Annotated in this window: 22 protein-coding genes and 2 pseudogenes; 10 read left to right on the top strand and 14 right to left on the bottom strand. The window is 73.1% G+C overall.

Features of this window, described 5'->3' with window-relative positions; translation table 11 throughout:
- Positions 1–104: 104 nt before the first annotated feature.
- Positions 105–431, top strand: coding sequence for an MFS transporter (locus ACFVVO_RS05970; RefSeq protein WP_390052063.1), 327 nt, complete (start codon positions 105–107; stop codon positions 429–431).
- On the opposite strand, the gene ACFVVO_RS05975 is transcribed toward ACFVVO_RS05970, so the two are convergent.
- The gene (locus tag ACFVVO_RS05975; protein WP_390052064.1) at positions 394–1,923 is read right to left on the bottom strand and encodes an AMP-binding protein; all 1,530 of its coding nucleotides are present in this window, start codon (positions 1,921–1,923) and stop codon (positions 394–396) included. The two genes, ACFVVO_RS05970 and ACFVVO_RS05975, sit on opposite strands and share 38 nt — an antisense overlap.
- Positions 1,924–2,106: 183 nt before the next feature.
- Here ACFVVO_RS05975 and ACFVVO_RS05980 point away from each other — a divergent pair, with 183 nt between their 5' ends.
- Positions 2,107–3,327: a PucR family transcriptional regulator gene (locus ACFVVO_RS05980; protein ID WP_390052065.1), complete on the top strand. Its 1,221-nt coding sequence runs from the start codon at positions 2,107–2,109 to the stop codon at positions 3,325–3,327.
- A gap of 181 nt (positions 3,328–3,508) precedes the next feature.
- Here the strand turns inward: ACFVVO_RS05980 and ACFVVO_RS05985 are convergent.
- Positions 3,509–3,601 (bottom strand): annotated as a pseudogene (locus tag ACFVVO_RS05985) (DNA-binding response regulator); the annotation flags it as partial.
- Between the two features lie 8 nt (positions 3,602–3,609).
- Here ACFVVO_RS05985 and ACFVVO_RS05990 point away from each other — a divergent pair.
- Positions 3,610–4,140 (top strand): hypothetical protein, encoded by a 531-nt coding sequence (locus ACFVVO_RS05990; RefSeq protein WP_390052067.1) that lies wholly within the window; start codon positions 3,610–3,612, stop codon positions 4,138–4,140.
- Positions 4,141–4,160: 20 nt separating this feature from the next.
- Here the strand turns inward: ACFVVO_RS05990 and ACFVVO_RS05995 are convergent, their stop codons facing one another.
- From ACFVVO_RS05995 to ACFVVO_RS06005, 3 genes are all read right to left on the bottom strand, one after another.
- Entirely contained in the window at positions 4,161–5,186 is a 1,026-nt protein-coding gene (locus ACFVVO_RS05995; protein ID WP_390052068.1) for a MerR family transcriptional regulator, read from the bottom strand.
- A complete protein-coding gene (locus ACFVVO_RS06000) occupies positions 5,180–5,878 on the bottom strand; it encodes a HEAT repeat domain-containing protein (protein WP_390052070.1) in 699 nt (232 codons plus the stop codon). The genes ACFVVO_RS05995 and ACFVVO_RS06000 overlap by 7 nt, the downstream gene beginning before the upstream one ends.
- A gap of 159 nt (positions 5,879–6,037) precedes the next feature.
- Entirely contained in the window at positions 6,038–6,838 is an 801-nt protein-coding gene (locus tag ACFVVO_RS06005) for an alpha/beta fold hydrolase (protein WP_390052072.1), read from the bottom strand.
- 144 nt (positions 6,839–6,982) lie between these two features.
- Between ACFVVO_RS06005 and ACFVVO_RS06010 the strand changes: the two genes are divergently transcribed.
- Positions 6,983–7,867 carry an AraC family transcriptional regulator gene (locus tag ACFVVO_RS06010; RefSeq protein ID WP_390052074.1) on the top strand — a complete coding sequence of 295 codons (885 nt, stop codon included), beginning with the start codon at positions 6,983–6,985 and terminating at the stop codon, positions 7,865–7,867.
- Positions 7,868–7,932: 65 nt separating this feature from the next.
- On the opposite strand, the gene ACFVVO_RS06015 is transcribed toward ACFVVO_RS06010, so the two are convergent.
- The 7 genes from ACFVVO_RS06015 to ACFVVO_RS06045 all read right to left on the bottom strand — a co-directional run bounded on the left by ACFVVO_RS06015 (position 7,933) and on the right by ACFVVO_RS06045 (position 19,292).
- On the bottom strand, positions 7,933–8,715 hold the full coding sequence (locus ACFVVO_RS06015; RefSeq protein ID WP_390052076.1) for a phosphatase PAP2 family protein: 783 nt from the start codon (positions 8,713–8,715) through the stop codon (positions 7,933–7,935).
- Positions 8,716–9,669, bottom strand: a complete 954-nt coding sequence (locus tag ACFVVO_RS06020; protein ID WP_390052078.1) for a YihY/virulence factor BrkB family protein — start codon at positions 9,667–9,669, stop codon at positions 8,716–8,718. It abuts the gene before it with no gap.
- Positions 9,669–11,399, bottom strand: coding sequence for a diacylglycerol kinase family protein (locus ACFVVO_RS06025; RefSeq protein ID WP_390052079.1), 1,731 nt, complete (start codon positions 11,397–11,399; stop codon positions 9,669–9,671). The genes ACFVVO_RS06020 and ACFVVO_RS06025 overlap by 1 nt, the downstream gene beginning before the upstream one ends.
- Before the next feature lie 555 nt (positions 11,400–11,954).
- Positions 11,955–14,174 carry a SpoIIE family protein phosphatase gene (locus ACFVVO_RS06030; RefSeq protein WP_390052081.1) on the bottom strand — a complete coding sequence of 740 codons (2,220 nt, stop codon included), beginning with the start codon at positions 14,172–14,174 and terminating at the stop codon, positions 11,955–11,957.
- A gap of 191 nt (positions 14,175–14,365) precedes the next feature.
- Positions 14,366–14,764, bottom strand: coding sequence for an STAS domain-containing protein (locus ACFVVO_RS06035; RefSeq protein ID WP_390052083.1), 399 nt, complete (start codon positions 14,762–14,764; stop codon positions 14,366–14,368).
- 104 nt (positions 14,765–14,868) lie between these two features.
- Positions 14,869–15,177, bottom strand: a complete 309-nt coding sequence (locus ACFVVO_RS06040) for an STAS domain-containing protein (RefSeq protein WP_390052084.1) — start codon at positions 15,175–15,177, stop codon at positions 14,869–14,871.
- Positions 15,177–19,292 (bottom strand): SpoIIE family protein phosphatase, encoded by a 4,116-nt coding sequence (locus ACFVVO_RS06045; RefSeq protein WP_390052087.1) that lies wholly within the window; start codon positions 19,290–19,292, stop codon positions 15,177–15,179. Before ACFVVO_RS06045 ends, ACFVVO_RS06040 begins: the two co-directional genes overlap by 1 nt.
- Before the next feature lie 447 nt (positions 19,293–19,739).
- Here ACFVVO_RS06045 and ACFVVO_RS06050 point away from each other — a divergent pair, with 447 nt between their 5' ends.
- The 6 genes from ACFVVO_RS06050 (at position 19,740) to ACFVVO_RS06075 (ending at position 24,526) form a co-directional block, all read left to right on the top strand.
- Positions 19,740–20,105 (top strand): STAS domain-containing protein, encoded by a 366-nt coding sequence (locus ACFVVO_RS06050; RefSeq protein WP_390052088.1) that lies wholly within the window; start codon positions 19,740–19,742, stop codon positions 20,103–20,105.
- A gap of 283 nt (positions 20,106–20,388) precedes the next feature.
- Positions 20,389–20,631, top strand: coding sequence for a hypothetical protein (locus ACFVVO_RS06055; RefSeq protein WP_390052090.1), 243 nt, complete (start codon positions 20,389–20,391; stop codon positions 20,629–20,631).
- Positions 20,631–21,935: a PP2C family protein-serine/threonine phosphatase gene (locus ACFVVO_RS06060; protein WP_390052360.1), complete on the top strand. Its 1,305-nt coding sequence runs from the start codon at positions 20,631–20,633 to the stop codon at positions 21,933–21,935. Before ACFVVO_RS06055 ends, ACFVVO_RS06060 begins: the two co-directional genes overlap by 1 nt.
- A 157-nt stretch (positions 21,936–22,092) precedes the next feature.
- A complete protein-coding gene (locus tag ACFVVO_RS06065) occupies positions 22,093–22,896 on the top strand; it encodes an alpha/beta fold hydrolase (RefSeq protein ID WP_390052092.1) in 804 nt (267 codons plus the stop codon).
- Positions 22,896–24,167 (top strand): PP2C family protein-serine/threonine phosphatase, encoded by a 1,272-nt coding sequence (locus ACFVVO_RS06070; protein ID WP_390052094.1) that lies wholly within the window; start codon positions 22,896–22,898, stop codon positions 24,165–24,167. The genes ACFVVO_RS06065 and ACFVVO_RS06070 overlap by 1 nt, the downstream gene beginning before the upstream one ends.
- A gap of 20 nt (positions 24,168–24,187) precedes the next feature.
- Positions 24,188–24,526, top strand: coding sequence for an STAS domain-containing protein (locus ACFVVO_RS06075; RefSeq protein WP_390052096.1), 339 nt, complete (start codon positions 24,188–24,190; stop codon positions 24,524–24,526).
- A 112-nt stretch (positions 24,527–24,638) separates the two neighbouring features.
- Here the strand turns inward: ACFVVO_RS06075 and ACFVVO_RS06080 are convergent.
- A pseudogene (locus ACFVVO_RS06080) lies at positions 24,639–24,849 on the bottom strand (phosphoesterase); the annotation flags it as partial.
- Positions 24,850–24,971: 122 nt separating this feature from the next.
- Complete coding sequence (locus ACFVVO_RS06085; protein ID WP_390052098.1) at positions 24,972–25,961, bottom strand: helix-turn-helix transcriptional regulator; 990 nt, start codon at positions 25,959–25,961, stop codon at positions 24,972–24,974.
- Positions 25,962–26,053: the final 92 nt, after the last annotated feature.

Genomic DNA, 26,053 nt, shown 5'->3' on the forward strand with positions numbered 1-26,053 from the left:
CGCGGTGACAACACAGGCCCCCGGAATCGGCAGCCGGCACAGCAGAGCGCGGGCCGCCCGCCCGCCCACAATCCGTTGAACACATCCGGCGGAGGGGCGGGGCCATGCATCGCAGAAGGCTGTCGGCGCTACTGGTCCTGCTGTCCCTGGCCGGCTTCCTGACCACACTGGACAACACCGTCATCAACGTGGCCCTGCCCACGGTGCAGAGCGAACTGGGCTTGAGCGTCGCGGATCTGGAGTGGGTCACGACCAGCTACGTCCTGTCGTTCGGGACGCTGCTGCTCGCCGGAGGGCGCGTCGCCGACCTCGCCGGACGGCGCCCCGTGCTGGCCGTCACGGGACTGCGACTGGCCGCGGGCTGCGTCCTGCTGGGCGCCGTCGTCACCGCCGTCACTCTGGGCCGCCCGGGCCGGCACCGTCGCCGATGAGGGTGACGAACCCGTCGGGGCCGCGCACCGCGAGCCGTCCGGTGCGCAGCCAGCCGCCCGCCGGGCCGCCTTGCCGCTCGGCGACCTGAGGCCCGCGCAGCAGCAGTTCGCCCGCGTCGCCCGGCAGCACGTCCACGTCGGGGAACCCCTCGACGGCGATCCGCACCCGCGTTCCTGGCAGGGCGAGCCCCGCCGTCCCCGGACGGGCGTCGGCGGTCAGGGGGTTGGCCAGCGCGACTCCGGCGGCGGCTTCGGGGCCGTACGCCTCGACGACGCGGGCGTCCAGCGCCGCCCGCACCCGCTCGCCGGTGGCGGCGTCCAGCGGGGCCGTGACGACGGTGCGCACCGTGCCCAGGGCCTCCCACTCGTGGGCGGGCCGCTCCAGCAGACCGCGCAGGTCGGCGGGAGAGGCCAGCAGGACGGTGGGCGCGTGGCGGCGCGCCGCCCGTAAGGCGCTCAGCGGATCGCCGCCGGGCACCAGGACGGCGCGGGTTCCGGTCAGAGTCGCCGCCAGGCTCGTCACGAGACTCCGCGTCCGCCACAGCGGCACCAGCGACAGCAGCCGTGGCCGCCGCGGCACCGGGCCGGTGTGCCAGGCGGCGATCTGGTGCGCCGCCGCCATCAGGTGCCGGTGCCGCAGCGCGATGCTCGTGCCGTCCCGCCGGTGCACGACGACGGCCACGTCCTCGGGCAGCGGGCCGCCGGACCAGTCCCGGTCGGCCGTGGAGTCCGGCCGGCGGCTCCGGCGCGGGTCGAGGTCGCGGTAGGCCACGACGACCACGGGCCGCCGCTGGGCCCGGCCGTCCCGCGCGCCGGAGGCGTCCGGCGGACCTGGACGCCGTGTCCGGTCGGCGGTGTCCCGCGATCCCCGGTCCGGCCTGCGCACCGAGACGGTGCGGCCCGGGCCGGGCGGCCGCGCCCCGCCCGGCGGGTCCACCCCAGGTGCCGGCTCGGCCACCGGCCCGCGGGTGCGGCGTGCCGCGTCCGGGCCGGGTGCCCCGGTCCGGCGGTGGCCGCCTCGCGGTGTCCGCGCCACCTCGACGGTCACGACGGCCCGCAGGGCCGTACGGCCACCCGTCTCCGCGACCTCCGCGGCGCGGTCGTCCGGTACGACGGCTGCCACGGCGTGCGCCACCGCCCGCCGGCGGTCCGCGATGTCACCCGGCACCACCACCGCCCCGAGCCGCCACACGGCGTGGCACATCACCACCATCTCCGGGCAGTCGGGCAGCAGCAGCGCGATCTGGTCGCCGCGCCGCACCCCGAGCTGTGCGAGCGCCTCCGCGATCCGCACGGCCGTCCGCCGCAGCTCGCGGAAGCCGATCCGGCGTCCCTCGCAGACGAGCGCCGTACGGCCCCCGTACCGGTGGGCCGCGCCGTCGAGCAGGCCGGGCAGCGCGCTGTCGGGCACCGGCAGGTGCCGCGGCACCCCGGCGGCATGGAATCGCAGCCCGGGCTCCTCGGTGGGCCGCCGTCCGAACAGGTCCGTCATACGCGGATGGTGGCGCACCGCGCCGTCCCGCCTCTTGTCTCCGCACCGCGCAGAACGCACCGGCGCGTTGTCACCCGGATGACAAGCACCGCCGCGGAATCTGTCCGCCGCCGACGGGCCGCCGCACCGGCCCGGCAGTATCGTCACCGGGCCCCCTGACGTCCGGTGTGAAGAGGGAGCCCCATGGTCGACAAAGCCCGTACGCGGATCGAACCCCTCGCGGACGACTCCCCGTTCAGAGAGCTGCCCACCGAACTCCTCGACCAGTTGTGGCCGTTCCTCGACGATCTCACCGAGGAGGTCGTACGGGCGATCCGGACCGAGATCGCAGAGTACGCCCGCCCGATGGATGAGACGTACATGCACGTCGTGAACCGTGGTGTCGAGCAGGCCCTGGAGGGTTTCCTCGCCCGGCTGTCCGGCTCCGGGGCGGACTGGGAGGACGTCAAGGCGACGTACCAGCGCATCGGAAGAGGCGAGGCCGACGAGGGCCGCAGCCTCGACTCGTTCCAGGCGGCGCTGCGCCTGGGCGCCCGGGTGACCTGGCGCAGGGTGAGCGAACTCGTCGAGGTCCACCGGCTGCCGCCCAACGTCCTCATCGCGTTCGGCGAGACGATGTTCCTGCACCTCGACGAGATGGCGGCGGCCACCACCGGTGGCTACACCGAGGCCAGACTGCACGCCGCCGGCGAACTCCAGCAGCGCCGCAGCCGGTTGATCGACCTGCTCACCGCCGAACCGGCGGTCTCCCCGGACGCCGTGGCCCAGCTCGCCCGGACCGCGCGGTGGCCGCTGCCGCGTGACATCGCCGTCGTCGTCACCGACCACGCCGGGGAGGGAGAGACGGCCCGTCCCATCGTGCCGCCCGAGTTCCTCGCCCGGTTCGACGGACAGCCGGGCGTCATCGTCGTACCCGACCCGGAAGGCCCCGGGCGGGAGCGGGCCATCGCCGGGGCCCTGCACGGAATGCGCGCCGCGCTCGGGCCCACCGTCGCCCTCGACGCGGGCGCCCGCTCGCTGCGGTGGGCCGGCGACGCCCTCGGCCTCGCCCGGCGCGGCGTGCTGCCCGGCACCGGGCTGGTCCGCTGCGCCGACCACCTGGCCACCCTGCTGCTCTTCCGCGACGAGGATCTCGCCGACGCGCTCACCCGGCAGCGTCTCGGTCCGCTCGACGCCGTGCGGTCCCCGCAGCGCGAGCGGCTCGCCGAGACCCTGCTGTGCTGGCTCAGCTGCGCCCGCAACGCGAGCGAGGTCGCCCAGCGGCTCGCCGTGCATCCACAGACCGTCCGCTACCGGCTGCGCCAGCTGGAGGAGGTCTTCGGTGACCAACTCCGTGACCCCACGGCACAGTTCGAGTTGCAACTCGCGTTACGGGCGCTCGATCTGCGCGGCTCGCCGGAGTGAACCATCGAGCGCCGTGGCACGGGATGTGACCCACGCGGGCAACACCCCGTCCGCCTCGGTACCCCTCGCCCTGGACCGGCTGCGGGGTGAACCGGCGAGGTGCCTGCGGACGGCCGGGCGCCGCTCGCCGGGTTCGGCACCGGGCTCTCCTGGGCGGCACACGCCGTACGGCTGCCGTAACTCACTCCCCGATGCCGAGGAAGCGCAGGACGGCCAGCACCCGCCGGTGGTCGGCGTCCGCGTTGGGGAGGTCGAGTTTGGCCAGGATGTTGTGCGCCCCGGGTGGACAGGACCTGGGAGGGCGACACGCTGCACGTGCGGCTGGCGGAGCCGGCGCAGAGCCGGCTGGACGGCCTCTCCCCCGCGCTCGTCGTGGAGATCCACATCCCGGCGGGAGTCCCGGTCACCGCCCGGCTCACCTCGGGACTGGCCGATCTGCGGGACCTGCGGGGCCCGTTGGACGTCCGGAGCGAGACCGCGACCCTGAGGGTGACCGACTCGCACGGGCCACTGCGGGTCGGTACGGAACGGGGCGCGATCCGGGCGAGCGGGCTGACCTCGCCGACGGTCCGCACGACGGTCGGGGCGGGTTCGGCGAGCATGCGGTTCACCCGCGCCCCGCACAGCCTCTCCGTGGTCGTCGGCAGAGGGGCGGTGCAGGTCATGGTGCCGTCCGGTTCCCGGTACCGGGTCGGCGCCCACGCCCCGCACGCCGACGTCCGCACGGCCGACGGCCTGGAGGACACCCACGCCGCTGATCACCTCGACGTAAGGGCGGGCCGTGGCGCGGCGGCGGTGTTCGGCTACGGATGATCCCGGCCTCGCCCGCTTGATCACCCTCGGTCTGCAGGAGCCCGCTCGTCGAGAACGGTGACGAAGGCCGAGGCGACGAGGGCGACGGCGCGGTCGTCGTCGTGCGCCAGTCGGCGCAGGGCCTCCCGCGCGGTGGTCCCCGGCAGCTCGACCAGCGCCTGGGTCAGGCGTATCCGCGTCGCTGAGTCCGCGGTGGGCGTGGTGAGTTCGCCGACCAGCGCGGTCAGGATCTGCTTCCCGCACCCGGGGTCCCGGGACAGTGTTCCCAGGACCTCCGCCGCGTCGACGTCGTGGGCGCCCTCGACCACCATGCCGATGAGCGCCGGCACGGCCGCGGCCACGCCACACCTGCCCAACGCCAGAGCGGCGTACCCGCGTACCGTCGCGTCCGGGTCCCCGAGCGCGTCCGCGAGCACCGCTGTCGCACCCGGGGCCTCGGGCATCCCGGCGATCGCCGGCACCGCGCGCCGCCGGATGTCGACGTCCTCCGAGCGTGCGCCCGCTGCCAGTGCCGCCATACCGTCGCCGCCCGACCGGGCGAGCGCCCAGCGCAGCGCGCCCGCGACGTTGGGATCGGACTCGGCCAGGACCGCCCGGGCCAGCAGCTCGGCGGGTACGGGCGCGCCCTCCGGCCGGGCCAGGACGGCCTGTTGCCTGCGCGCGGCACTGGTCGAGTCGAGCCCCTGCATCAGTTCGACGATGCGCAGGACGTCTCGCCAGCCGGTGGGCGCCGAGGCATCGACGGCGCGAAGCCGTTCGAGCAGCTCCCGTTCCCGCTCCAAGCGGTCTTCCGTCCACCGGATGAGGTCGCCGACCAGGGCGGACGGCGTGAACGCGGGGTCCTCCAGCGCGCGCCCGATCTGCTTGAGCGAGAGCCCGAGGGACCGCAGGCTCTCCACGTGGAAGATCCTGCGGACGTCCTCCGCGGAGTACTCGCGGTAGCCGCCGACGGTGCGACCGGTCGGTCGCACCAGCCCCAGGGCGTCGTAGTGCCGGAGCATACGAGTGCTCACCCCCGAGCGACGGGCGACTTCGCCGATCAGCATTCCGCGGCCTCCACGGCGTCCACGGTCTCCGCGGTCTCGGTGGCGTCCTTCCCCGCCGCGGCGGCTTCCGCCGGTGCCGGGCCGAGTGCGACGACTCGCTTCGCCTCCTCGACAGCCGCGTCGAAACCGGTCTCCGGATTCCGCCGGAGCAGCTCGGTGGCACGAGCGTGCGTGGCCACCACCGGGTCGGGGTTCGCCGCGGCCTTCTCCAGGACGGGCGCGCTCACGTCTCCGAGGTCGACCAGGGCCCGGCTCAGGCTCAGCCGCACCTCGCGGTCACCGCGGCCGAGCTGCGTCACCAGCTCGTCGGCCAGCTCCTCCTTCCCGTCCTCGGGCACGAGGTCCACCGCGACGCGCCACGCGGTCCGCGCGACCTCCTCATCGGCGTCGCGCAGCATGTCGCGGGTGATCCAGGCCCACGCGCTCCCATCGCCGATCTTGGACAGCGTGTGCAACGCCTGGCTGCGGGCCTGACTTCGCCCGGAGTCGAGTTCCTGGCGCATCCGGGGCAGGGTGATCTCCGGTGAGAGGCGGGTCAGCGCCCAGGAGAGCATGTCCCGCACGAAGAAGTCCGGCTCGACCGCGCACCGCTCGACGAGCGTCTCCAGGGTGCCGGGGTCGGGATTGGTACCGGCCGCCAGGGCCGCCTGAAGCCGGACCGACGAGTCCTCGGCGCGCAGGGCGTTGGCCACGCGGGCGCTCCGCGGGGTTCCGTTCGACGTGTTGATCGGGACCACCTCCTGCTCCCAGGGGACACCTTGTCACCATGTCAGGGTCAAGCCCATGACCGGCGGATCGGAAGGTCCGCCGGCCGGCGGCACGGGCGGCAGGGCGGGCGCGCTCTCGTGCGGTCAGTGCCGCAGGAGCGTGAGGAAGTCTCCGACGGCGGTCGCGACGGCGCCGGGGGCCTCCACGGGGAGCAGGTGACCCACGGCGGGGACGGTGGTCATGACCGCGTGCGGGATGTGCGGCAGGAGGCACTCGCGCAGGACGCGCGGCGGCTCCACCACGTCCTTCTCCGCGGCCAGCACGGTCACCGGGACCTCGATGCCGCGTACGGCGTGTGTGATGTCCTGGGCGATCCCGTGCAGGGGCCACTCCTGCCGGGCCTCCGCGCCGGAGGCGAGGCTGTCGCGCACCGCGGCGGCGCGCACCGCCGCGGGCAGCGGCGTGGCGGTCAGGACGTGGTCGAGGGCGTGCCGCACCGTCTCGGGCGAGTCGTACGCGTGGGACAGACCCTGCCGGTACTCCTCGGTGACGGTGGCCGGGGGCCGCGGGGGTGCGGGCGCGACGAGCACCAGGCCGGCCAGTCCGGCAGGCCCGCGCGCCGCGACGAGCTGACTCGCCTTGCCGCCCATCGAGTGACCGACGAGGACGAACGGCCCCGACACACACGCGTCGACCACGCGAGCGAGGTCGTCGGCGAGCCGGTCGAGGTGGTAGGGCCCGGGCAGCGCCCGCGAGGTGCCCCAGCCGCGCTGGTCGAAGCGGACGGTCGCCTGCCCGGGCGGCAACCGGTCGATCACGCCGCTCCAGGTGTCGGCGGAGCCGCCCCAGTAGTGGACGAACACCAGCGCCGGCCCGTTGAGGCCCCCCACCCGCACGTCCAGGGTCCCGCCCGGCACGGGGACCGGCATTGTCGTTTCCGTCATGATCACGTTCCTTGAGTAGACAGCCGCGAACATCCGTCGTCGGGTCGCCGCAGCTCGACCGGGTAACCTGACCCGCCTGTCAGGCCCGTTCTCGACCGTACGGAAGGCAAGGCCCGGTCTCCGGTGGAAAGGAGCGCGGTGCTTGTGGAAAACGGACACGACGCCGTGCGGCAGCTCCGCTATCTGCCCGCCGTCGGATCGCCCCACGGCGTGGAGGTACTCGATTTCGCCGCACTGCGCGCCATGGACACCCACCGCCGTCGCACACTCCCCCAGCGCCCCGACTTCCACGTCCTCGGCCTGATCCGCTCCGGCTCCGGCGCCCACGAAGCGGACTTCCACACCTACGAACTGGCCGCGGGAAGCGCTGTGTGGATCCGGCCCGGCATGGTGCACCGCTGGTGCGACGTAGACGCCTGCGACGGCCCACTGATCCTCTTCCGGCCCGGCTTCCTGCCCGGCTTCACGGCGGCGGAGGCCAACGCCCCGGCGTGCTGGCACCTGGACGAGCAGCGCCTCGACCTCGCCCTTCTGGCAGCCGAACACCTCCGCCGCGAACACGACACAACGGCGCTGACACCCCGGCTGGCGGCTCCCGCCCTGCTCCCGCACCTCTTGGCGGCGCTGCTCCTGCGCGCACTCCCCGCCTCCGACGTCCCGACCGACGCGACTGCCTCGGGCAGCCGGTACACGGACGTGTTCCGCGCCTACCGGACCGCCGTCGAGGCGCACTTCACCCGCCGGCACCACGTGGCCGACTACGCGCGCGAACTGGGCTACGACGTACGCACCCTCACCAGGGCGACGCGCGCCGCCACCGGCACGGGCGCCAAGACCTTCCTCGACCAGCGCATCCTGCTGGAAGCAAAGAGACTGCTCGCCCACACCGACCTGCCGGTCACCGGCTGCGCCCGACGCCTCGGCTTCCAGGACGCCGGCAACTTCACCACCTTCTTCCGGCGCCAGACCGCCATGCCCCCGGCCACCTGGCGCACCGAGTACGGCGCGGTGGGCGCCCGGGGGAACTGACAGCCCTCCCGCCCCCGGCGCCGGGGGCGGCGGCACCCCGCGACCGCCGTGCGCGGGATCGCCGCTCAGCGGGCCGGCGGGCCGGGTTCGGGCTCGGCTTCGCCGAGTTCGGGCTCCAGCCCCTGACTCACCGGGGTGCGGCGCCGCCCGGCGTCGGCGCGCCATGCCTCGAAGGCCCAGGCGGTGAGGGCGACGACGGCCACGCCCAGAAGCCAGCCGCCCAGCACGTCGCTGAACCAGTGCACGCCGAGAGCGACCCGGGTGAAACCGACCCCGAGGACGGAGAACACGGCCACACACCAGCAGGCGATGCGCCAGGCCCGCGGCACGAGGGGCGCCAGGACCAGTATGAAGACGGCGAAGGACGTGGTCGCCGTCATGGCGTGGCCGGACGGGAAGGAGTAGCCCGCGGCGTGCGCCACCGGGTCCTGCAGAGCGGGCCGGGCGCGCTCCACCACGGTCTTCACCAGCAGTCCGACCAGCCCCCCGGCCACGGCGGTCACCGCCGCCCAGGCCGCCAGCCGCCAGGCCCGGCGGTACAGGAGCCACACGGTCAGCACCGCGACGGCCGCACGTAGCGTCACGGGATCCCAGATCCGGTCGGACAGCAGGTGCAGCACGTCCGTCCACCCCGGATGGCGCAGGGCGTACGCGTGCAGGTCCCGCGCGGCGGAGGTGTCCAGGTGCCGCAAGGGCCGCCACTGGCCCTCGACCAGGGTCAGGAGCAGCCCGAAGGCGACCGCGGCCACGGCGGCGAGGGCCGCGGCGGCCAGCAGCCGTGCGCCGTACCTGCGGTCGGCCTTCCGGCGGCGTTCGCGAAGGGTGCGGAGTGCGGTCGGCTTGAGCATTCAGACTCCGGGGTCGGCTTGGACCGGGCCGGGGCGGCGGCCGCGCGCCGCCTCCAGTTGCGCGGCGAAGGCCAGCCCGAGGAAGAGGGCGATGGAGGTCAGGTAGGCCCACAGCAACAGGGACATGAAGGCGCTCAGCGGGCCGTAGATGGTGTCGAAGGAGCCGCTGAGGTCCAGGTAGAGGCTCAACAGCCAGGTCAGTGTCATCCACAGCACCAGGTAGACGGCGGCGCCGAAGGCCAGCCAGGTGTAACCGGGCTGACGGCGGCGCGGTGAACGGCGGAAGACGGTGCTCGCGGAGATGAGCGCGAGCAGCAGCCCGAAGGGCCAGCGCAGGATGTCCCAGGCCGCCCGGGTGCCGCCGCCGAGGTGGTAGACGGTCACCGCCGCCGAGGCCAGGTCGTCTCCGGCGATCATGACGACGAACCCGAGGCCGAGCGGGAGCCCCGCGCCGACGGACATCAGCAGGCCGCGCAGGTACTTGCGGTGGAAGGGACGGTCGCGCTCGTTGCCGTAGATCCGGTTGGCGCCCCGCTCGATCTGGCACATGGCGGTCGTGACGTTGACCAGGGAGAAGACCGCTCCGAACCAGAGGGCGACGGCGGCGCCGTCCCCCGCCGTGTGCCGGCTGCGGTCGAGGGCGTCGTCGACGACGTGTGCGCTGGGTCCCCGGGCGATCCGGTGGATCGTCAGTTCGGCCAGCCGGCCCACGTTCTCCGTGTGCAGGGTGGTCGAGAGTCCTACGAAGGCGATGGTCAGGGGTATGAGGGCCAGCACCGTCTGCAGGGCGAGGGCCCGGGAGTGGGTGAAGCCGTCGGCGTACCGGAAGCGGACGAACGCGTCCCGCACGAGGGACCAGCCGCCGTAGCGGCGCAGTGCCGCCCATGCCTCGTCGCCGGACAGCTCCTCCCCGCCCATGTCCCGCGTCTCGGGGACCTTCGTGGCGGTGCCCATCACTTCTCCCGCGCCGGCAGCAGCATGGTCAGGGCTCCAGGCCCGACCTCCACGGTCAGGTGCCGGCCGCAAGCCACGGGGTCGCCGTCCAGCTCGCGAGGCAGCGGGGCGTCGAAGGTGAACTCCGCGCGCCGGAAGGTGAGGAACTCCACGGGTGCGCCGCCCTCGTCGCCGTACCGCTCCGGGGCGGGCGCCGTCCTTCCGGGACGCAGCAGCGTCCGTACGGCGGCCAGCCAGCCGGTGATGCCGCGCGGGTCCAGGATGAGCAGGTCCAGCCGTCCGTCGTCGGACCGGGCGGCGGGAAGCAGCGTCACACCGCCCTGGACGCTGCCGACGTTGCCGACCAGCACCATGCGGGCGGTGCGGCGCAGCGCGGGCGCGCCGTCGAGACGGATGCTGACGCCCGTGCGGGGGCCGCGCAGTTCACGGAGGACGGCGAGCACATAGGTGGGCCAGCCGAGGACCGACTTGGCGCGGTCGTTCGCGTTGGCCCGCCGCATCGTCGCGGCGTCGAGTCCGGCGCCGGCCATGGCGGCGAAGTGCGTGGGGGCCAGGCCGTCGCCCTCGATGCGGCCGAGGTCCACACGGCGGGCCGTGCCGCGCAGCGCGGCGTCGAGGGCGTCGGCCGCCGCCAGCGGCAGGCCGAGATTGCGGGCCAGGAGGTTGCCGGTCCCGCAGGGCACCAGAGCGAGCGGTACGTCACTGCCCGCGAGGGCCTCGGCGGCCGCGCGGAGCGTGCCGTCGCCGCCGCACACCACCACGAGTGTCGCGCCGTCGCGGATCGCGCCGGCCGTCTGGCCGCCTCCCGGGTCGTCGGCGGTCGTCTCGACGAACACCGGTGCCCGGTGGCCGTGGTGTTCCAGGACCCGGCGCAGCGCCTCGCGTCCGGCGCGGTCGGTGACCGTGGGATTGAAGATCACGGCGGTGCTGCCGGGGCTCCGCTGCGCGGCGCCGGCCGCGGGCGGAGCGGGCTCGGGGAGAGCGGTCACGCGTCCGTCCGCGAGCAGGGCGCGCCCCACGATCAGCAGCGACATGCTTCCGTTGACGAGGCCGCCCGCAACGTCGGTGGGATGGTGCATGCCCCGGTAGAGGCGGGCGAGTCCGACCAGGAGGGGGACGGCGCAGAGCAGGCAGGCCACGGCTGTCCGCCAGGGTCCGCGCAACCGGGACAGCGCCAGCACGGCCAGGCCGCCGTAGAGGGCGGTGGCCGCACCGGTGTGGCCGGAGGTGTAACTGGACGTGGGCAGCGAGCCGTCGAGCCGGTGCACTTCGGGGCGGTGACGGTCGACCGCGAACGTGATGACCAGGAAGACCGCCGACTGCAGGGACACGGCCAGGGCGAGGAACGTGGCCTGCCGCCACATGGGCAGCCGGGGTATCAGGATCAGGCCCAGACAGCTCGCCAGGGTGAGGGCGATCACCGTCGGGGTGTTGCCGGCCTCCGACGCGATGGAGGACAGGGTGGTCAGCGTGGCCGTACGCGCGTGTGCGAAGGACTCGTTCACCCTGTCCTCGGCCGTCAGCGGCCACAGGTGGCGGGCGGGGCCGGTGATCAGCAGCCCGAGGCCCACCATGAGGGTGGCCTGACAGACGGTCAGCGCGCCGATCGACCTGACGGACCAGCCGGTTCCGCGTGGCATCACGAGGCGGCCCCCGCCCGCGGCTCCGGTTCCCTCGCCGGGTCTTTCCCCGGAAAGCCCGGCGGATCTACCGGGCACGGCAGTCGACATGAGTATCCCTCTGGTTCGGCGCTTGGCGACGGCGTTCGCCGGACGCTGACCTCTCCGGCTCACCGCCGTATGCCCGCTGGGCGGAGGACCAGACGGGGTGAACGGGCCGGGAGTGACGGGAGTGCGAGGAGACGACCGTCACCCCGATCCGGTGCTTCGGGTGAGCGGGCCGGCGGCGCGGCCTCGGAGCCGAGCACGCCGGAGCCGCCCGCGTGCGCGGGGCGAGGGCCCGGGACGCGGGCGTACTCCGTCCGGCCGCTCGGCACCACGAACCGGCCGCCCAGCGCCATGTCGTGGGGAAGGCCGCAGCCGGAACGCCGATCCGCACGCGCGGCGGGGACTTCGGCACCGGGCCGGGCGGCAAGTAACCACCGGAGGGAGATCCAGGCCGCTGTCAGAGCCCCGGCACGCCTGCGACGAGACGCGGGACGACGATCGCCATGCGTGTCACCACTCGCTCGTCGCCGTGTGATCGCTGTCCGGTCCCGCGGCTGCGTCAGGAGTCTTCCGAGCACGGCCGGCGGCACCGCCCGCGCGGCCCGCGGAGAGCCCCTGTCAGCCGGGGCACGGCTCCGGCCCGTCCGCGGTGATGACCAGAGCGGCCTGGTCGTCCTCCACGTCCCGGCCCGCCATGAAGCTCCGAACGTCCGCTGCCACGGTCCGCACGACGTCGGTCGCGGTCGGCCGGCGCGGGGCGGAAGCCAGGGCCTTGGCCAGTCGGATGTCGCCGTACTGTTCGGTGCCGGCGGCCCGGCACTCGGTGATGCCGTCGGTGTACAGAAGCAGGCTCTCGGACGGGCGGAGCGTGAAACGGCGCGCGGTGAGCCTGGACGGGATGCCGACGCCCAGCAGACCGCCGGACGTCTCGACCGCGCCGACCACGTGGTCGGTGTCCAGCAGAAGGGGCAGGGTGTGCCCGGCCCGGACGAGATGGACGGCGAGTCCGTCGGCCGCCGGCGCGAGATGGCCGTAGACGAGGGTGACGAAACCGTTGTTCTGATGGGTGTGACGGTCGTTCAGCGCCTTGTCGACGGCCCGGACGACATCGGCGGGATCGTCCAGCAGCGGGGCGACGGCGCGCGCGGTGTGGCGAACCAGAGCGGTCGTGGTGGCGGCCATGGCGCCGCGCCCGCAGACATCACCGAGGATGAAGGCCCAGCTGCCGTCGCCACGGTCGAAGACGTCGTAGAAGTCGCCGCCTATCTCCAGTCCTTCACCGGCCGGATGGTAGAAGGCGGCGAGCTGGGCGCCGGGGACGTCGGGCAGGTCGGGCAGGAGCAGGCCGGTCTGCAGGTCGCGGGCGAGTGCCGCGCGCTGCGCGTACTGGCGTGCGTTGCGGGCGGCCGAGCCGGCGCGGCGGGCCAGTTCCTCCGCCAGGGCGACCCGGTGACCGTCGAAACAGTGCCCGTCCGTGGAGAACAGGGTCAGCGTGCCGAAGGGGCGGCCGCGGTCCACGAGGGGCACGCACACGTAGCCGGTGACACCCAGATCGCGCCAGGGGCCGGGTCCGGTCGGGGTACGGCGGGCCACTTCGGTCAGGCCGGAGGCCAGGACCCGGGCGACGGCGTCGTCCTCGCCGTCGCGGGCCGGGGAGTGGGAGGCGAGCAGGGTGCGCGCCTCCTCGGCCGGGGCGGCGGTCACCACCCGTTGCACGCGTCCGGCCTCCACGATGTCCACGGCGGCCAAGGGCGCCAGGGCCGGGCTGGCCAGGATGGCCAGGCGCTGCAACGTCTGCTTCTCGTCCAGTCCGCCGGACAGTGCGGTGCTCGCGGTCAGCAGGAAGGCCAGGTCGTCGCGGGCCGCCTTCTCCCGTGCGTCCGCCGCCCGCCGGGCCTCCTCGATGTGGTGCCGCTCGATGGCGAGGGCCGCCGTGTCGGCGAAAGCGCGGGCGAGTGCGAGGTCGGTGCCCTGGGGGGCCCGTGGTGTGCGGTGGTACATCGCGAAGGTACCCAGTAGCCGGCCGTCGCCGGCCAGGATCGGCGTCGACCAGCAGGCGGCGAGCTCCGCCCGGCCGGCGAGGGCACGGAAGTCGCCCCACAGGGGGTCGGTGGCGATGTCCCGCACGATCACGGTCCGGCGCCGGTGGGCGGCGGTGCCGCAGGAGCCGACTCCTTCGCCGGCCGCGATGCCGTCGATGGCCCGGTTGTAGTGGTCGGGCAGACTGGGAGCCGCGCCGTGGCGGAGGTGACGGCCGTCCTCATCGGCCAGCAGGACCGAGACGATCACACCGGGACAGAGTCCCTCGATCGTCCTGCACATGCCGTCCAGCACGTCGTGCAGCGGCGCCTGGCGCGCGATCTGCTCCAGCAGCGCACGCTGCTCGGCAGCCAGTCGCCGGGCGTGTTTGGCCTGAGTGGTCTCCACGCCCATCATCCGTACGCCGATCACGTTGCCACCGGCGTCACGGCGGGCCTCGTAGGTGAAGTCGAAGTACGCCTCGACGACGTGGTCGCCGACGCCGATGACGACACGGGCGTCGCGGCCCACGTGCCGCTCGCCCGACCGGTACACCTGGTCCAGAAGCCCGATGAACCCCTGGGCCGTCAGCTCGGGCATGAGCTCCGCCAGCGGCACACCGGTGCGTTCCCGCCGGTCGCCGCCGATGGCCGCGAAGAAGGCCGGGTTCGCCGCCTCCAGCACGTGCGCGGGCCCTGCCATGGACGCGAACAGCGCGGTGGACGTTCCGAACAGCAGCGACAGGTCGTCGTCCATGTCACGCGCCGCCCCGGACCGGCGGATTCCGCTCGTCGGCCGCCGCTCACACTCAGCCGTCATCTCGCCCCCTTCGCCGGGCACCCGCCCCGAATTCCCGTGGGCCATCGTCTCCCAGGCATCGATGGATGCCTCACGCAGGTTCTTATGCACCGGACGGCCGGGTCCAAGCGTCCCCGAGCGGAACCCGAACGGACCCGGGGTCGTGCGCCACAGCCGAGGCCGACGGCATGGCCGCGGCGCCGCCGCCGGCGTCAGTCGCCGGCGGCGGCGCCTTCGCCGGCGCGCCCCAGGGTGCCGCCGGCGGTCCGGCCGGCCAGCGCATCGGTGACCGTGGCGTGGATGGGCAGCAGCTCGGAGATGCCGGTCATGGTCACCATGCGCGTGAGGCGGTCGGGTACGTCGGCGAGACGGAGGGAGCCGCCCGCCTGCTGGGTGGTGTGCAGGAGGCCGATGAAGGTGCTGAGGCCGGTCGAGTCGACGAAGTCCACCTGTGCCAGGTCCAGGACGAGATGCGGGACGCCCTGTTCCACCACGGCCATGGCATGCCTGCGCAGGGTGGCCGCCGTATGCAGGTCCACGTCCCCGGAGACGGAGACGACGGCGGTGCGGTCGCTCGTGTGCCGGACGGTCACGTCGAGGATGTCGGTCACGTTGGTATCACTCCTGGCCGGAAGGTTCGGGCACGGTGATGGCGCGTGCGGTGGCGGTCACGCCGTCGTCGGCGGTGGGGACGGGGCTCGCTGCGTCACACATGTCACGGCTGTGGTGCGTCGTCGTCGAGGCCGTGGACGGTGACGAGACCGGAGAGGCCCGAGACGGTGAGGACGGGCTCCAGCAGCGGCGTGACGATCAGCTCCAGCCGCTCGGCGTGGCCGAAGAGCACGCTCAGCCCCGCGCTGTCGAGGTATTCCACCGCGGTCAGGTCCAGGACGAGGGGGCCCGAGCCGCCGTCCAGGGCTTCGGCCAGGGAGGCGACGTTGCTCATGTCGATCTCGCCGCCGACCACGAGACGGGGAGTACCGTCCGGGCGTCTGCCGGGGGTGAGCGTAAGGGGGGTCGTCATCAGGGAATCCTCATCTGCATGTCGACGGTGGTGCCGGACGGACCGGGGGTGATGCTGACCTGCTGCATCAGGGCACGCATGAGGGCCACGCCCCGGCCGCGGTGGGCGTTGCGTTCGGGCTGGGGGTCCTTCCACCGACCGCTGTCGGCCACCGTCAGACTCAGGTTGTCGACGAGGGCTTCGGCACGCAGCCGCACGGCTTCCCCCGGGGCATACCGGTGACCGTGCTCGATCGCGTTGGCGCACGCCTCCCCGGCGGCGACGAGAACGTTCTGCACGGTGTTCGCGGGAAGGTCGCACTGGGCGAGCCAACCGCGCAGCGCCTGGCGGACCGGCGCGAGCTGGGACGACTCGGCCGGGAAGGAGATGTCCAGCGGCGCCGGATGGCGGTAGAGCAGCAGGGCCACGTCGTCGTCGTAGCCATCGGCCGGCGCGAGTTTCGCCATGACCTCGGTGGCGAGATCGTCGACGGCCGCGTCGCGGCCGTCCTGCACGGCGTCGCCGGCCTCATCGATCCCGGCGCTGAGCGGGCGCCGGCGACGCTCCACGAGCCCATCGGTGTACAGCAGCAGCGTGGCCCGTGCGGGCAGGGTGCACGCGGCCTCCGGGCGCTGTCTGCCCGGCCGTACCGCCAGCGGCAGGGAACGCCCTTCGTCCAGCAACCGGGTGGTGCCGTCGGGGTGCGCGAGGATGCCCGGCGGGTGTCCGGCGCTGGAGTAGGTCAGCTCTCCCGTGCCCGGATCGAGGACACCGCAGAAGACGGTCGTGCACAGCGCGCCGGGAACGCTCGCCGCGAACTGGTCGAGGGCCATCAGCGTCCGGGACGGACTGGCGTCCTGCAGCATCAGCGCGCGGCAGGCACTGCGCAGCTGCCCCATGACGCTGGCCGCTTCCAGGCCCCGCCCGACACAGTCGCCCACCACGATGCCGATCCGTCCGTCCGGCAGTGCGACGGTGTCGTACCAGTCACCTCCCACCTCGAGTGGGCGAGTGGCGGGCTCGTAGCGCACGGCGAAGCCCTCCGGGAGCTGGGCCGGGCCGAGGATGGCGCGTTGCAGCGCGATCGCGGTCTCCCGCTGCTGGTCGATCTGGTGCGCCCGTACCAGACCCTGCGCGAGGTGCCCGGCCAGCAGGGAGAGCAGGAGTTGGTCCTCGGAGGTGAAGGGCCGGTGTTCGCCGAGATCGATCCACAGGACCAGTGGCCCGTCGGGATGTTCGAGCAGAACCCCGGCGCCACTGTCCTCGGTCACCGGGGTGAGCGAGGACTGGCGGCGCAGTGCGGCGAGCGCGTCCCGCCGCTCCGGGGGCAGGTCCTCCCACCGCGGGGTCCCATCCGTCGCGGTGAGTACCGGTATACCGCCGCGCCCGAAAACGGCGGCCACCACGCTCCGCGCCCGCCACAAGGTCTTCAGTTCGCCCAGGGCCCCGGCGAGCGCCTCGGGCAGGCTCGCGGCCGTGGACAGGGTCGTGCTCAGCGCGGCCAGCGCCGTCTCGCGCTGGACGGCGTAATGCTCGGCGGTGACGTCGCGGAAGGTACCGACGGTGACTTGCCGCCCTGTATCGGGGTCCTCGGCCTTGTTGTAGGTGACGGCGACCCACACTCGATGGCCGTCCCGATGGGTGACGGGGACGGTGTACGAGCCCTGGTCGCGTTCCAGCAGGTCGGCGAAGGCGTCCCCGACCTGGCGGTGTGCCTCCGGATCGGTCGCGATCTCGGGCCACCACGGCTGAACGGGTGCGTAGGGCAGGTTCTCCGGGCCGTACCCGAGGATGTCGGTGAACGCGGCGTTGATCTCCACGACGGCCCCGGACTCGTCGCAGACGAAGAAGGCCTCCTGCAGGGAGTCGATGAGTGCTGTTCGCCATCGGACGTGATGGCTGCGCAGCCGGGCCAGTTCGACGTTCGCGCGCACGCGGGCCAGAAGCTCCGCGGCGGCGAAGGGCTTGACCAGGTAGTCGTCGGCGCCCGCCCGCAGCCCCTCGATCGACGCCTCCTGCCCGGCCCTGGCCGACAGCAGCAGCACGGGCACCGAGGCCGTGCGTGTGTCACCGCGCAGCCTCGCCACCAGTTCCAGTCCGTCCAGCCGCGGCATCATCACATCGCTGACGACGAGGTCGGGGATGTCACGGCGGGCGGAGACGAGCGCTTCGACCCCGTCGGTGACAGCGGTGACCTCGTATCCCGCTCCGGCCAGGATGCGCGTCAGGTACTCGCGCATGTCGACGTTGTCGTCGGCCACCAGCACCCGGGCACTCGGCCCCCGTGCGGGTCCGGACACGGTGGTGCTCGCCCCGGCCGGCCCCACCGGGTCGTCCGCCGCCCCATCGCTGTCGCTGCCCGGAAGCCAGCGCAGGGCCTCCGGGACGTAGGGGTCCGCGCCGGAGGACGCCGCGGTGCCGACCGCTTCCGGCACCACGGAGTCGGGAGGCAGATGGGCCGTGCCGAACGGCAGCCGGATGGTGAAGGTGGTGCCTTCGCCCTCACGGCTCTCGGCGCCGATCGTGCCGCCGTGCAGACCGACGAGTTCCTGCACCAGAGCCAGCCCGATGCCGCTGCCCTCATGGGAGCGGGAGCGGGCGTTCTCAATGCGGTGGAAGCGCTCGAACAGCCGCGGCATCTCCGCCTCCGGCACCCCGGCCCCGGTGTCGGCGAAGGTGACCACGGCATGATCGCCCACTTCGCGCACACCGACGCGGACCGCACCGTGGAAGGTGAACTTCAGCGCGTTGCTGAGCAGGTTGAGGACCACCTTCTCCCACATCCCGCGATCGGCGTACACCGGCTCGCGCAGGGGCGGGCAGTCCACGTCGAAGGCGAGTCCGGCCCGCTCCATGGCCGAGCGGAAGACGCTGGCCAGCTCGGCGGTCTCCACGGCCAGGTCGACCGGTTCGTACCGGGCCTGCATACGGCCGGCCTCGATCCGGGAGAAGTCCAGCAGCGTGTTGACCAGCCTGCCCAGCCGCAGCCCGTTGCGCTGGATGACGTCGAGTTCCTGGAGTACCCGCTCCTCCGCGCCGGCGAGCCGGGAGCGGAGTTCCTCGACCGGGCCCATGATCAGGCTCAGCGGAGTCCGGAACTCGTGGCTGATGTTGGAGAAGAAGGTGGTCTTGGCCCGGTCCAGTTCGGCCAGTTCCTCCGCACGCCGTTGCTGCGCCTGATAGCTGCGGGCACTGCCGATACCGGAGGCGATGTGGCCCGCGGTCAGCTCGACGAACCCCCGGTAGCCCTCGTCCGGCACGCGGTACCGGTTGAGCGCCGCCACGAAGAAGCCGTAGGGGGCGCTGCCCTGCTGCAGGAGCGGGACCACGAGCGCCTGCACGGGGGGCTCGGGCCAGTCACCCGTGGGCAGGCCGGCGAAGGCGTCCCCGGTCAGGGGCACCAGGGCCGTCTCGCCACCGGCCAGGACCGCGGCCGGCCACACACCACCGGGCGCGTCGATGCCGAGGACGGCCGGCGCGGCCGGGTGGCCGGCGGTGACGCCGCTCGCCCCGGCCAGCCGGGCGGTGTCACCGTCGAACAGGTAGGTCAGGGTGAAGGGCAGGTCCTTGCGATTGTGGCCCAGCTGCAGATCCGCGAAGGCCAGCACCTCCCGCTCGGTGCGGATCACGCTCGGATCCGAGCCCAGGTCGCGCAGGGTGGCCATGCGCCTCTCGCCGATCACCCGGTCGGTGTCCTCGGTCACCACGCACAGCATGCCCACGACCTTGCCGGTGTCGTCCCGCAGCGGGCTGTAGGAGAAGGTGTGGTACGTCTCCTCGCTGTAGCCGGAACGCTCCAGGAGCAGCAGCAGCCCCTCGTCCCAGGTGGCCTCGCCCGTACTGAGCACGGTTTCGATGCGCGGGCCGGCGTCGTCCCAGACCTCCGCCCACACCTCGTTCGCGGGCCGCCCCAGCGCCCACGGGTACTTGCGGCCCAGCGTGTCACGCCGATAGGCGGCGTTGCAGAAGAAGGTGAGCTGCTCGCCCCAGGCCATCCACATGGGAAAACGCGAGGACAGCAGGATGCTGACAGCTGTCCGCAGACTCTGCGGCCACTCCTGCGGGGGGCCGAGGTCCGTGGCAGCCCAGTCCACCCCGGCGAGGTCTGCGCCCACCTCAGGGTCAGCGGCGAACACGCGGCCCTCCTCCGCCGGATGCGGTCCGTGCCCAGCCTCGCCCGAACACCCCACGCGACACCCGTCCCCTCATGGCGACCCGTTCCTGGGCCATTTCATGCCGAACGCGCACGCGGGATCCCCGATCGCGTGCCCATGTCCTGTCTGCCCCGTGATCGCCGCCCCACCCCGACGGGTTTCCCGTGGACTCACAGGGGGTGGTGGCTCCTCCACGTCGGCAGGCATTCTCTCAGAGACCGAGGAGGCCTGATCCGCACGGGGCGGTCCGTGTCTCACGAGGTGATCGACCACGATCCCGGAGGATGATCCAGGCGAATCGGGAAACCTGTGCCGGTAGCGCATGGCCATGGATGCGCACGGGGCGGAGGAGGCGCGCTCCTCGCACACGAGGAGCGCCGAACGGAGTCCGCCGCCCCGCCGTAGCCGCCTCACCGCACAGGAGTCCGGGTGAACGAGACAGAGAGCGCTCTCTCCATCAGCACGCGACCCTGCCCGTCAGGGCCCGTGGTGCTGCGCCTGGCGGGAGAGCTGGACCACTACACGGGCCCCGGTCTTCGTACGGCCATGGCGGACGTGCTGCGCGCCCCCGGTACGGGCGTCATCGCGGACCTGTCGGCTCTCGAGTACTGCGACTCCACGGGGATGACCGAGATCATCACGGCTCACCATCGCGCCGAGGCCGTGGGCTCGTCGTTCTGGGTCGCGGGGCTCAGCCCGGCCATGGCCCAACTCTTCCGGGTGGCGGGACTCGACCAGCTCCTCACGGTGCACTCCAGCGTCGAGGAGGCACTCGACGCCCTGGACACGAACTGACGGCGGCGCGAGGAACGAGTCGTGCGGGTGCTCCAAAGCACCCGTCCCATCGAGTTCACCTGTGCTCGACACGCCCGCTGCGAGCCCGGCGGGGTCGAGGAGGATCCGTGCACCCCGCGGACCGCGGCCCCTCCTGCGGCCCCGTCCTCGCGGGGGCCCGTGAGCACGTATCGCTCGTGGAGTCCCGACGCCCCGGGTCTGCGAGGATGAGGCGTATGGACGTGCGATGCAGGGCACAGGAACGGGCGTCCGGCCGGCCGAACGTCCCGGTGGTGATGCAGTGGTGACGCCGGCGCACAGAATCCACCGCGAGCCGAGCCCCGGCCCGGTGACGTCGGTGGCGGGGGCCGCCCTGGCCGCCCGGTGCTCCAGCCACGCCATCGCCCACCCGGGAACCGGCGCCTTCGTCCAGGCGCGGATCGAGGGCCCCCGGCTCACCCCGACCACCACCGGGCGCTGCCGCCGGCTCGGCGCCCGCGGTGGGACCACGCGGACCATCACCACGTCCTCGGGATCACGACGATGATGTGCTCGACCGACGGCGACCAGGGCTCGGACCCCGAGCGCGAAGACCGCCCCGACGACGACCGGGCATACTCCGCCCTGCTGGAGGACAGCCTCGAGGACCTGTACGAGAACGCGCCGTGCGGATATCTCTCCACCCTGCCGGACGGGCGGATCATCAAGGTCAACACCACCCTGCTGAACTGGCTGGGCCGCAAACGCGGCGACCTCGTCGGCCGAAGGACGTTCTCCGACCTCCTCACCGTCGGCGGGCGGCTGTACCACGAGACGCACTTCGCACCGCTGCTGCGCATGCAGGGCGAGATCAGCGGCATAGCACTGGAGATGAGAGCGGCCGACGGCAGCCGGCTGCCGGTCCTGGTGACCTCCACCGTCAGGACCGGGACCGACGGACAGCCACTGCTGATCCGCACCACCGTCTTCCATGCCCGCGACCGCCGCGCCTACGAGGAGGAGCTGCTGCGCGCCCGCCAGGAGTCCGAGCGCGAACGCCGACGCCTCCAGCAGCTCGCGACCACCCTGCAGGCCACACTGCTGCCGCCCATGCTGGCCGACGTGCCGGGTCTCGACGTGGCGGCGCACTACCACATCGCCTCGGTCGACGAGGTCGGCGGAGACTTCTACGACCTGTTCCCCCTTGCCGCCGGGACCTGGGGACTGTTCCTGGGTGACGTGTGCGGCAAGGGCGCCGAGGCCGCGGCCGTCACCTCCCTGGCCCGCTACACCCTGCGCGCCGCCGCGGTCTACGACCCCGACCCGGTCGCGGTCCTGGGCAACCTGAACACCGTCCTCAACCACGAGTACAACGGCACCGACCCACGGTTCTGCACCGTCATCTTCGGGCTGCTCACCTCCGACGGCGGCCAGGGCGGATTCCGCATCACCCTGGCCAGTGGCGGCCACCCCCCGGCCCTGCTGCTCCGCGCCGACGGCACCGCCGACTACCTGCCCACTCCTGGCGGCCAGCTCATCGGCGTCCTTCCCGACGCGCACATCGCCACCACCACCTTCCGTCTCGATCCCGGCGACACCCTGCTCCTGCACACCGACGGCCTCACCGAAGCGCACACCACCCGTCGCGGCGACCGCTTCGGCGACGACGCACTTCTCGACCTCGGGCGTGCCCTGGCCCCCGCCACCGCCCGGCACACCATCGCGGCCATCCGCGACATCCTCGACAGCCTGGGCACCGGGGTGGACGACGACACCGCCCTCCTGGCCGTCCACGTGCCCCGCCCCGACCGTGCGGACCGGCCGAGAGGGAGCCGGGCCCCGGCGGCGACCGGACCAGCGGCATCCACGTGACCGCTCGGGCACCGACCCGCGGAACCGCAACCGGCGGGAGGAGGCCCCGGGGCCTCGCCGCCGTGCTCCGGCCGCCCGGGTGTGAAGCCGATGGGCGGGACGTGAGGTGATTCGTCGCCGCGGCGGAGCGGTGGTCAGGGCCTGCGACACTGGAGGAATGGATGTAGTCCGCAGGAACAACGTCACCGTCACCGGCAACCCCCAGGGGCGCACGGTGGTGCTGGCGCACGGCTTCGGGTGTGACCAGAACATGTGGCGGTTGACGGTCCCCGCGCTGGTCCGGGACTACCGGGTGGTGCTGTTCGACTACGTCGGCGCGGGCCGCTCGGACTCGACCGCGTTCTCGGAGCACCGGTACTCCTCGCTGGACGGATACGCCGAGGACGTGGTGGAGCTGTGTGAAGCGCTGGACCTGCGCGACGCGGTGTTCGTCGGTCATTCGGTCAGCGCGATGATCGGCGTCCTGACCGCCGGCATGGCCCCGGAGCGGATCGGCGCGTTGGTGATGGTCGCCCCGTCCCCGCGGTACATCGACGACGACGGCTACCGCGGCGGGTTCAGCGCCGAGGACATCGACGAGCTGCTGGCGTCACTGGAGTCGAACTACCTCGGCTGGTCGGCGGCGATGGCACCGGTGATCATGGGCAATGCCGAACGGCCCGAACTCGGCGAGGAGCTCAAGAACAGCTTCTGCGCCACCGACCCGGACATGGCGCGCGTCTTCGCACGGACCACCTTCCTGTCGGACTCGCGGGACGACCTGAAGAGCGTACGGGTGCCGACGCTGGTACTCGAGTGCACCCAGGACGTCATCGCCCCGCGAGAGGTCGGCGTCTTCGTCCACCAGACGGTCCCCGGCTCGACCTTGATCACCCTCGACGCCACCGGACACTGCCCGCACCTGTCGTCGCCCGAGGCCACCAACGAGGCGATCCTGCAGTTCCTGGCGGGCCTGCGATGATGTGCCGCACCGATCAGCAGCCCGAACCCCACGGAGCCGGCGAGGAGACGTCGGGGGCGGCGTTCGCCGCACTGCTGGAGGACAGCGCCGAAGAACTGTACGAGTCCGCGCCCTGCGGATATCTGTCCACGCTGATGGACGGAACCATCGCGAAGATCAACACCACGCTCCTGGACTGGCTCGGTCTGGAACGCGAGGCGGTCGTGGGCCGGATGCGGTTCACGGACCTGCTGACGGTGGGCGGCAAGCTGTACCACGAGACGCACTTCGCGCCGCTGCTGCGGATGCAGGGCGAGATCAGCGGGATCGCCCTGGAGATCAAGCAAGCCGACGGCGGCCGGATACCCGTGCTGGTCTCCTCGGTGGTCAAACGCGGCGGCACGGGCGAGCCCCTGCTGCTCCGCACCACCGTCTTCGACGCCCGGGACCGCCGCGCGTACGAGGAAGAACTTCTGCGCGGCCGGAAGGTGGCCGAGGAGGCGCGCAAGCAGGCGGAGGCCGACCGCGCCCGGCTGCAGGACGCTCTCGCCGTGCTCCAGCATTCGCTGCTGCCCGACAGCCTGCCGCAGGTCCCGGGCGTGGAGACGGCCGCCTACTACCACACCGCCTCCCCGGACCGGCTCGGCGGCGACTTCTACGACGTCTTCCCGATCGACGGCAAACGCTTCGCGTTCTTCCTCGGCGATGTGTGCGGCAAGGGCCCCCAGGCCGCGGCGCTCACCTCACTGACCCGCTACACCCTGCGCGCCGCCGCCCTGCACGACCCCGACCCCGTGGCCGCCCTGACCACCCTCAACACGGTGCTGCACGAGCGGTACGCCGACGGCGGTGACCCGCGCTACTGCACCGCCGTCTTCGGCACGCTCGAACCCGATCCCGCAACCGGTCAGGTCACCGTCCGGCTCGCCTCGGGCGGCCACCCGCCCGTGCTCGTCCTGCGCGCCGACGGCACGGCCGACTTCCTGCGGACCCCCGGCGGCCTCCTCGTCGGTGTCCTGCCCGAGGCCTTCTTCACCCCCGCCGGCACCGCTCTCGCTCCCGGCGACACCCTTCTGCTCTACACCGACGGCCTCACCGAAGCCCGTACCGGCAAGGACCGCACCAGTCTCTACGGAGACGACGGCCTGCTCGCCTTCGCCACCAGCCACGCGGGCGAATCCCCGCGTGCCGTGGTCCGGGCCCTCACCGGGCTGCTCGACAGCTTCGGCGACGGTCTCGACGACGACACGGCCCTCCTCGCCTTCGGCGTCCCCGCCGACCTCGCCACCTGACCAGCGACAAGAACCCCCGAATGAGACCACTGAAGATCACCGTCCGAGACGCCGAATCCGGTTCTGTTATGGAGATCATCGGCGAACTGGACTACAGCAACGCCGCCGAGCTGCGCGACCGGCTCACCACCCTCGCCCTCGAACCGGGCCAGCGCCTCGTCCTGGACCTGGCCGGCATGGACTTCTGCGACTCGAGCGGCATCACCGCTCTCATCGCCGCGCGCAACCACGCCCACGCCGCCCGGGCCGACATGGCACTCGCCGCGGTCCCGTCCCACACCCTGCGCGTATTGCACATCGTCGGCCTCGACCAGATCTTCCCGCTCTATCCCGACAGCGACACCGCCACCCGCTCCTGACCCACGAGACGGGGCCTGTTCCTCCGTGTCGCGGTGCGGCGCCCAGCGAACGGCCCGGGCCGTCGGCTGCCCGGCTCCCTCTCGTCGCGCCCGCCGCACGTGGACCCGCCGCTCAGCGGGCCGGTGGGCCGGGTTCGGGCTCCAGCCCCTGGCTCACCGGGGTGCGGCGCCGCCCGGCGTCGGCGCGCCATGCCCCGTAGGCCCAGGCGGTGAGGACGACGACGGCCACGCCCAGGAGCCAGCACGTCGCCGAACCAGCGCACGCCGAGGGCGACCCGGGTGAAACCGACCCCGAGGACGGAGAACACGGCCACACACCAGCACGGACCTGGGCCTCCTCCCCTTCCCGCGCATCCGCGCGCGGACGCATCACCGGGAACGAACCGGAACGGTCCGGGCGCGCACCGTCGTCGCGGGGAGACCGTCCCGGTCGTCACCCGTGCTGTCAGTCCTGGCGGGCGTAGGACGCGAGGCGATCGGCGAGTGCCGCGACCAGGTCCCGGAGTTCAGCGGGGCGCTCGACGACGAACGGCCGGTCGAGTGCGGCGAGCACCGGCGGCAGCCAGTCGAGCCGCTCCGCCCACAGCGTGACGCGTCGCCAGCGCTCGGCCGCCCGGTCCTCGCCCACCTCGGGCTCGTACTCCTCCAGACTCGCGACGCCGACGGGAAGGCGGGCTCGGATCTGCTCGACCGTCCCGTGGATCCGCAAGGTCACCTCATGCCGGTACTCGGCCGCGGCCAGGCCCGACAACAAGCGCTGTGCCGGATCGGGACCCCTGGGCGCCTCGAACGAGCCGGGCAAGGCCCTCGCGTCCGTGATGCGGTCGAGCCGGAAGTTGCGGGGCTCGTCGATCCGGGCGTCCTTGCCGGTGACGTACCACCGGCCCGAGTGGGCGACGATCCCGTACGCGTGCAGTACGCGTTCGCTCTGCCGGCCGTTGCCGTCGGTGTACCTCATCGAGACCGGCCGGTGGTGGCGCACCGCATCGGCGATGGTGAGCAGGACCGCGGCGTCCGGGGTGGCGAACCGGCCGGGCCGATCCGTGAACGCGAGGGATTCCAGGAGCGTGTCGAGCCGGCGGGCGACGTGCCGGGGCAGCACCCGCCGGATCTTGGCCGATGCCGTCTCGCTCGCCGTGTCCGTGGTCGTCGTCAACCCTGCCCGGCGGCCGGCGACCAAGCCGAGCAGCACGGCCAGCGCCTCGTCGTCACTGAGCATGAGCGGTGGCAACCGGTACCCGGGTCCGAGCCGGTACCCGCCGTAACGGCCGCGCACCGACTCCACGGGCACGTCGAGTTCGATCAGCCGGTCCACGTACCGCCGCACGGTGCGCCCGTCGACGCCGAGCCGGTCGGCGAGTTCGGCCACCGTCCGGGTGCCGCCCGACTGCAGCAGTTCCAGGAGGATCAGCACGCGGCCGGTGGGTCGAGACACATACACAGCCTAACGCGAATAGAGGACCGATTCTGTCCGGTATTTCTCCTAGCCTGCGAAGCGCAGCGACTTCGGCAACCAAGGAGATCACC

This window comes from Streptomyces sp. NPDC058145, from assembly GCF_042884245.1.
Lineage (GTDB): Bacteria > Actinomycetota > Actinomycetes > Streptomycetales > Streptomycetaceae > Streptomyces.

What these genes read in the sequence shown, in the direction of transcription:
- ACFVVO_RS05970 (WP_390052063.1), top strand. Translation starts at nt 105, where the DNA reads ATGCATCGCAGAAGGCTGTCGGCGCTACTGGTCCTGCTGTCCCTGGCC.
- ACFVVO_RS05975 (WP_390052064.1), bottom strand. Translation starts at nt 1,923, where the DNA reads ATGACGGACCTGTTCGGACGGCGGCCCACCGAGGAGCCCGGGCTGCGA.
- ACFVVO_RS05980 (WP_390052065.1), top strand. Translation starts at nt 2,107, where the DNA reads ATGGTCGACAAAGCCCGTACGCGGATCGAACCCCTCGCGGACGACTCC.
- ACFVVO_RS05995 (WP_390052068.1), bottom strand. Translation starts at nt 5,186, where the DNA reads ATGCTGATCGGCGAAGTCGCCCGTCGCTCGGGGGTGAGCACTCGTATG.
- ACFVVO_RS06005 (WP_390052072.1), bottom strand. Translation starts at nt 6,838, where the DNA reads ATGACGGAAACGACAATGCCGGTCCCCGTGCCGGGCGGGACCCTGGAC.
- ACFVVO_RS06015 (WP_390052076.1), bottom strand. Translation starts at nt 8,715, where the DNA reads ATGCTCAAGCCGACCGCACTCCGCACCCTTCGCGAACGCCGCCGGAAG.
- ACFVVO_RS06020 (WP_390052078.1), bottom strand. Translation starts at nt 9,669, where the DNA reads ATGGGCACCGCCACGAAGGTCCCCGAGACGCGGGACATGGGCGGGGAG.
- ACFVVO_RS06025 (WP_390052079.1), bottom strand. Translation starts at nt 11,399, where the DNA reads ATGTCGACTGCCGTGCCCGGTAGATCCGCCGGGCTTTCCGGGGAAAGA.
- ACFVVO_RS06030 (WP_390052081.1), bottom strand. Translation starts at nt 14,174, where the DNA reads ATGACGGCTGAGTGTGAGCGGCGGCCGACGAGCGGAATCCGCCGGTCC.
- ACFVVO_RS06040 (WP_390052084.1), bottom strand. Translation starts at nt 15,177, where the DNA reads ATGACGACCCCCCTTACGCTCACCCCCGGCAGACGCCCGGACGGTACT.
- ACFVVO_RS06060 (WP_390052360.1), top strand. Translation starts at nt 20,631, where the DNA reads ATGTGCTCGACCGACGGCGACCAGGGCTCGGACCCCGAGCGCGAAGAC.
- ACFVVO_RS06065 (WP_390052092.1), top strand. Translation starts at nt 22,093, where the DNA reads ATGGATGTAGTCCGCAGGAACAACGTCACCGTCACCGGCAACCCCCAG.
- ACFVVO_RS06070 (WP_390052094.1), top strand. Translation starts at nt 22,896, where the DNA reads ATGTGCCGCACCGATCAGCAGCCCGAACCCCACGGAGCCGGCGAGGAG.
- ACFVVO_RS06075 (WP_390052096.1), top strand. Translation starts at nt 24,188, where the DNA reads ATGAGACCACTGAAGATCACCGTCCGAGACGCCGAATCCGGTTCTGTT.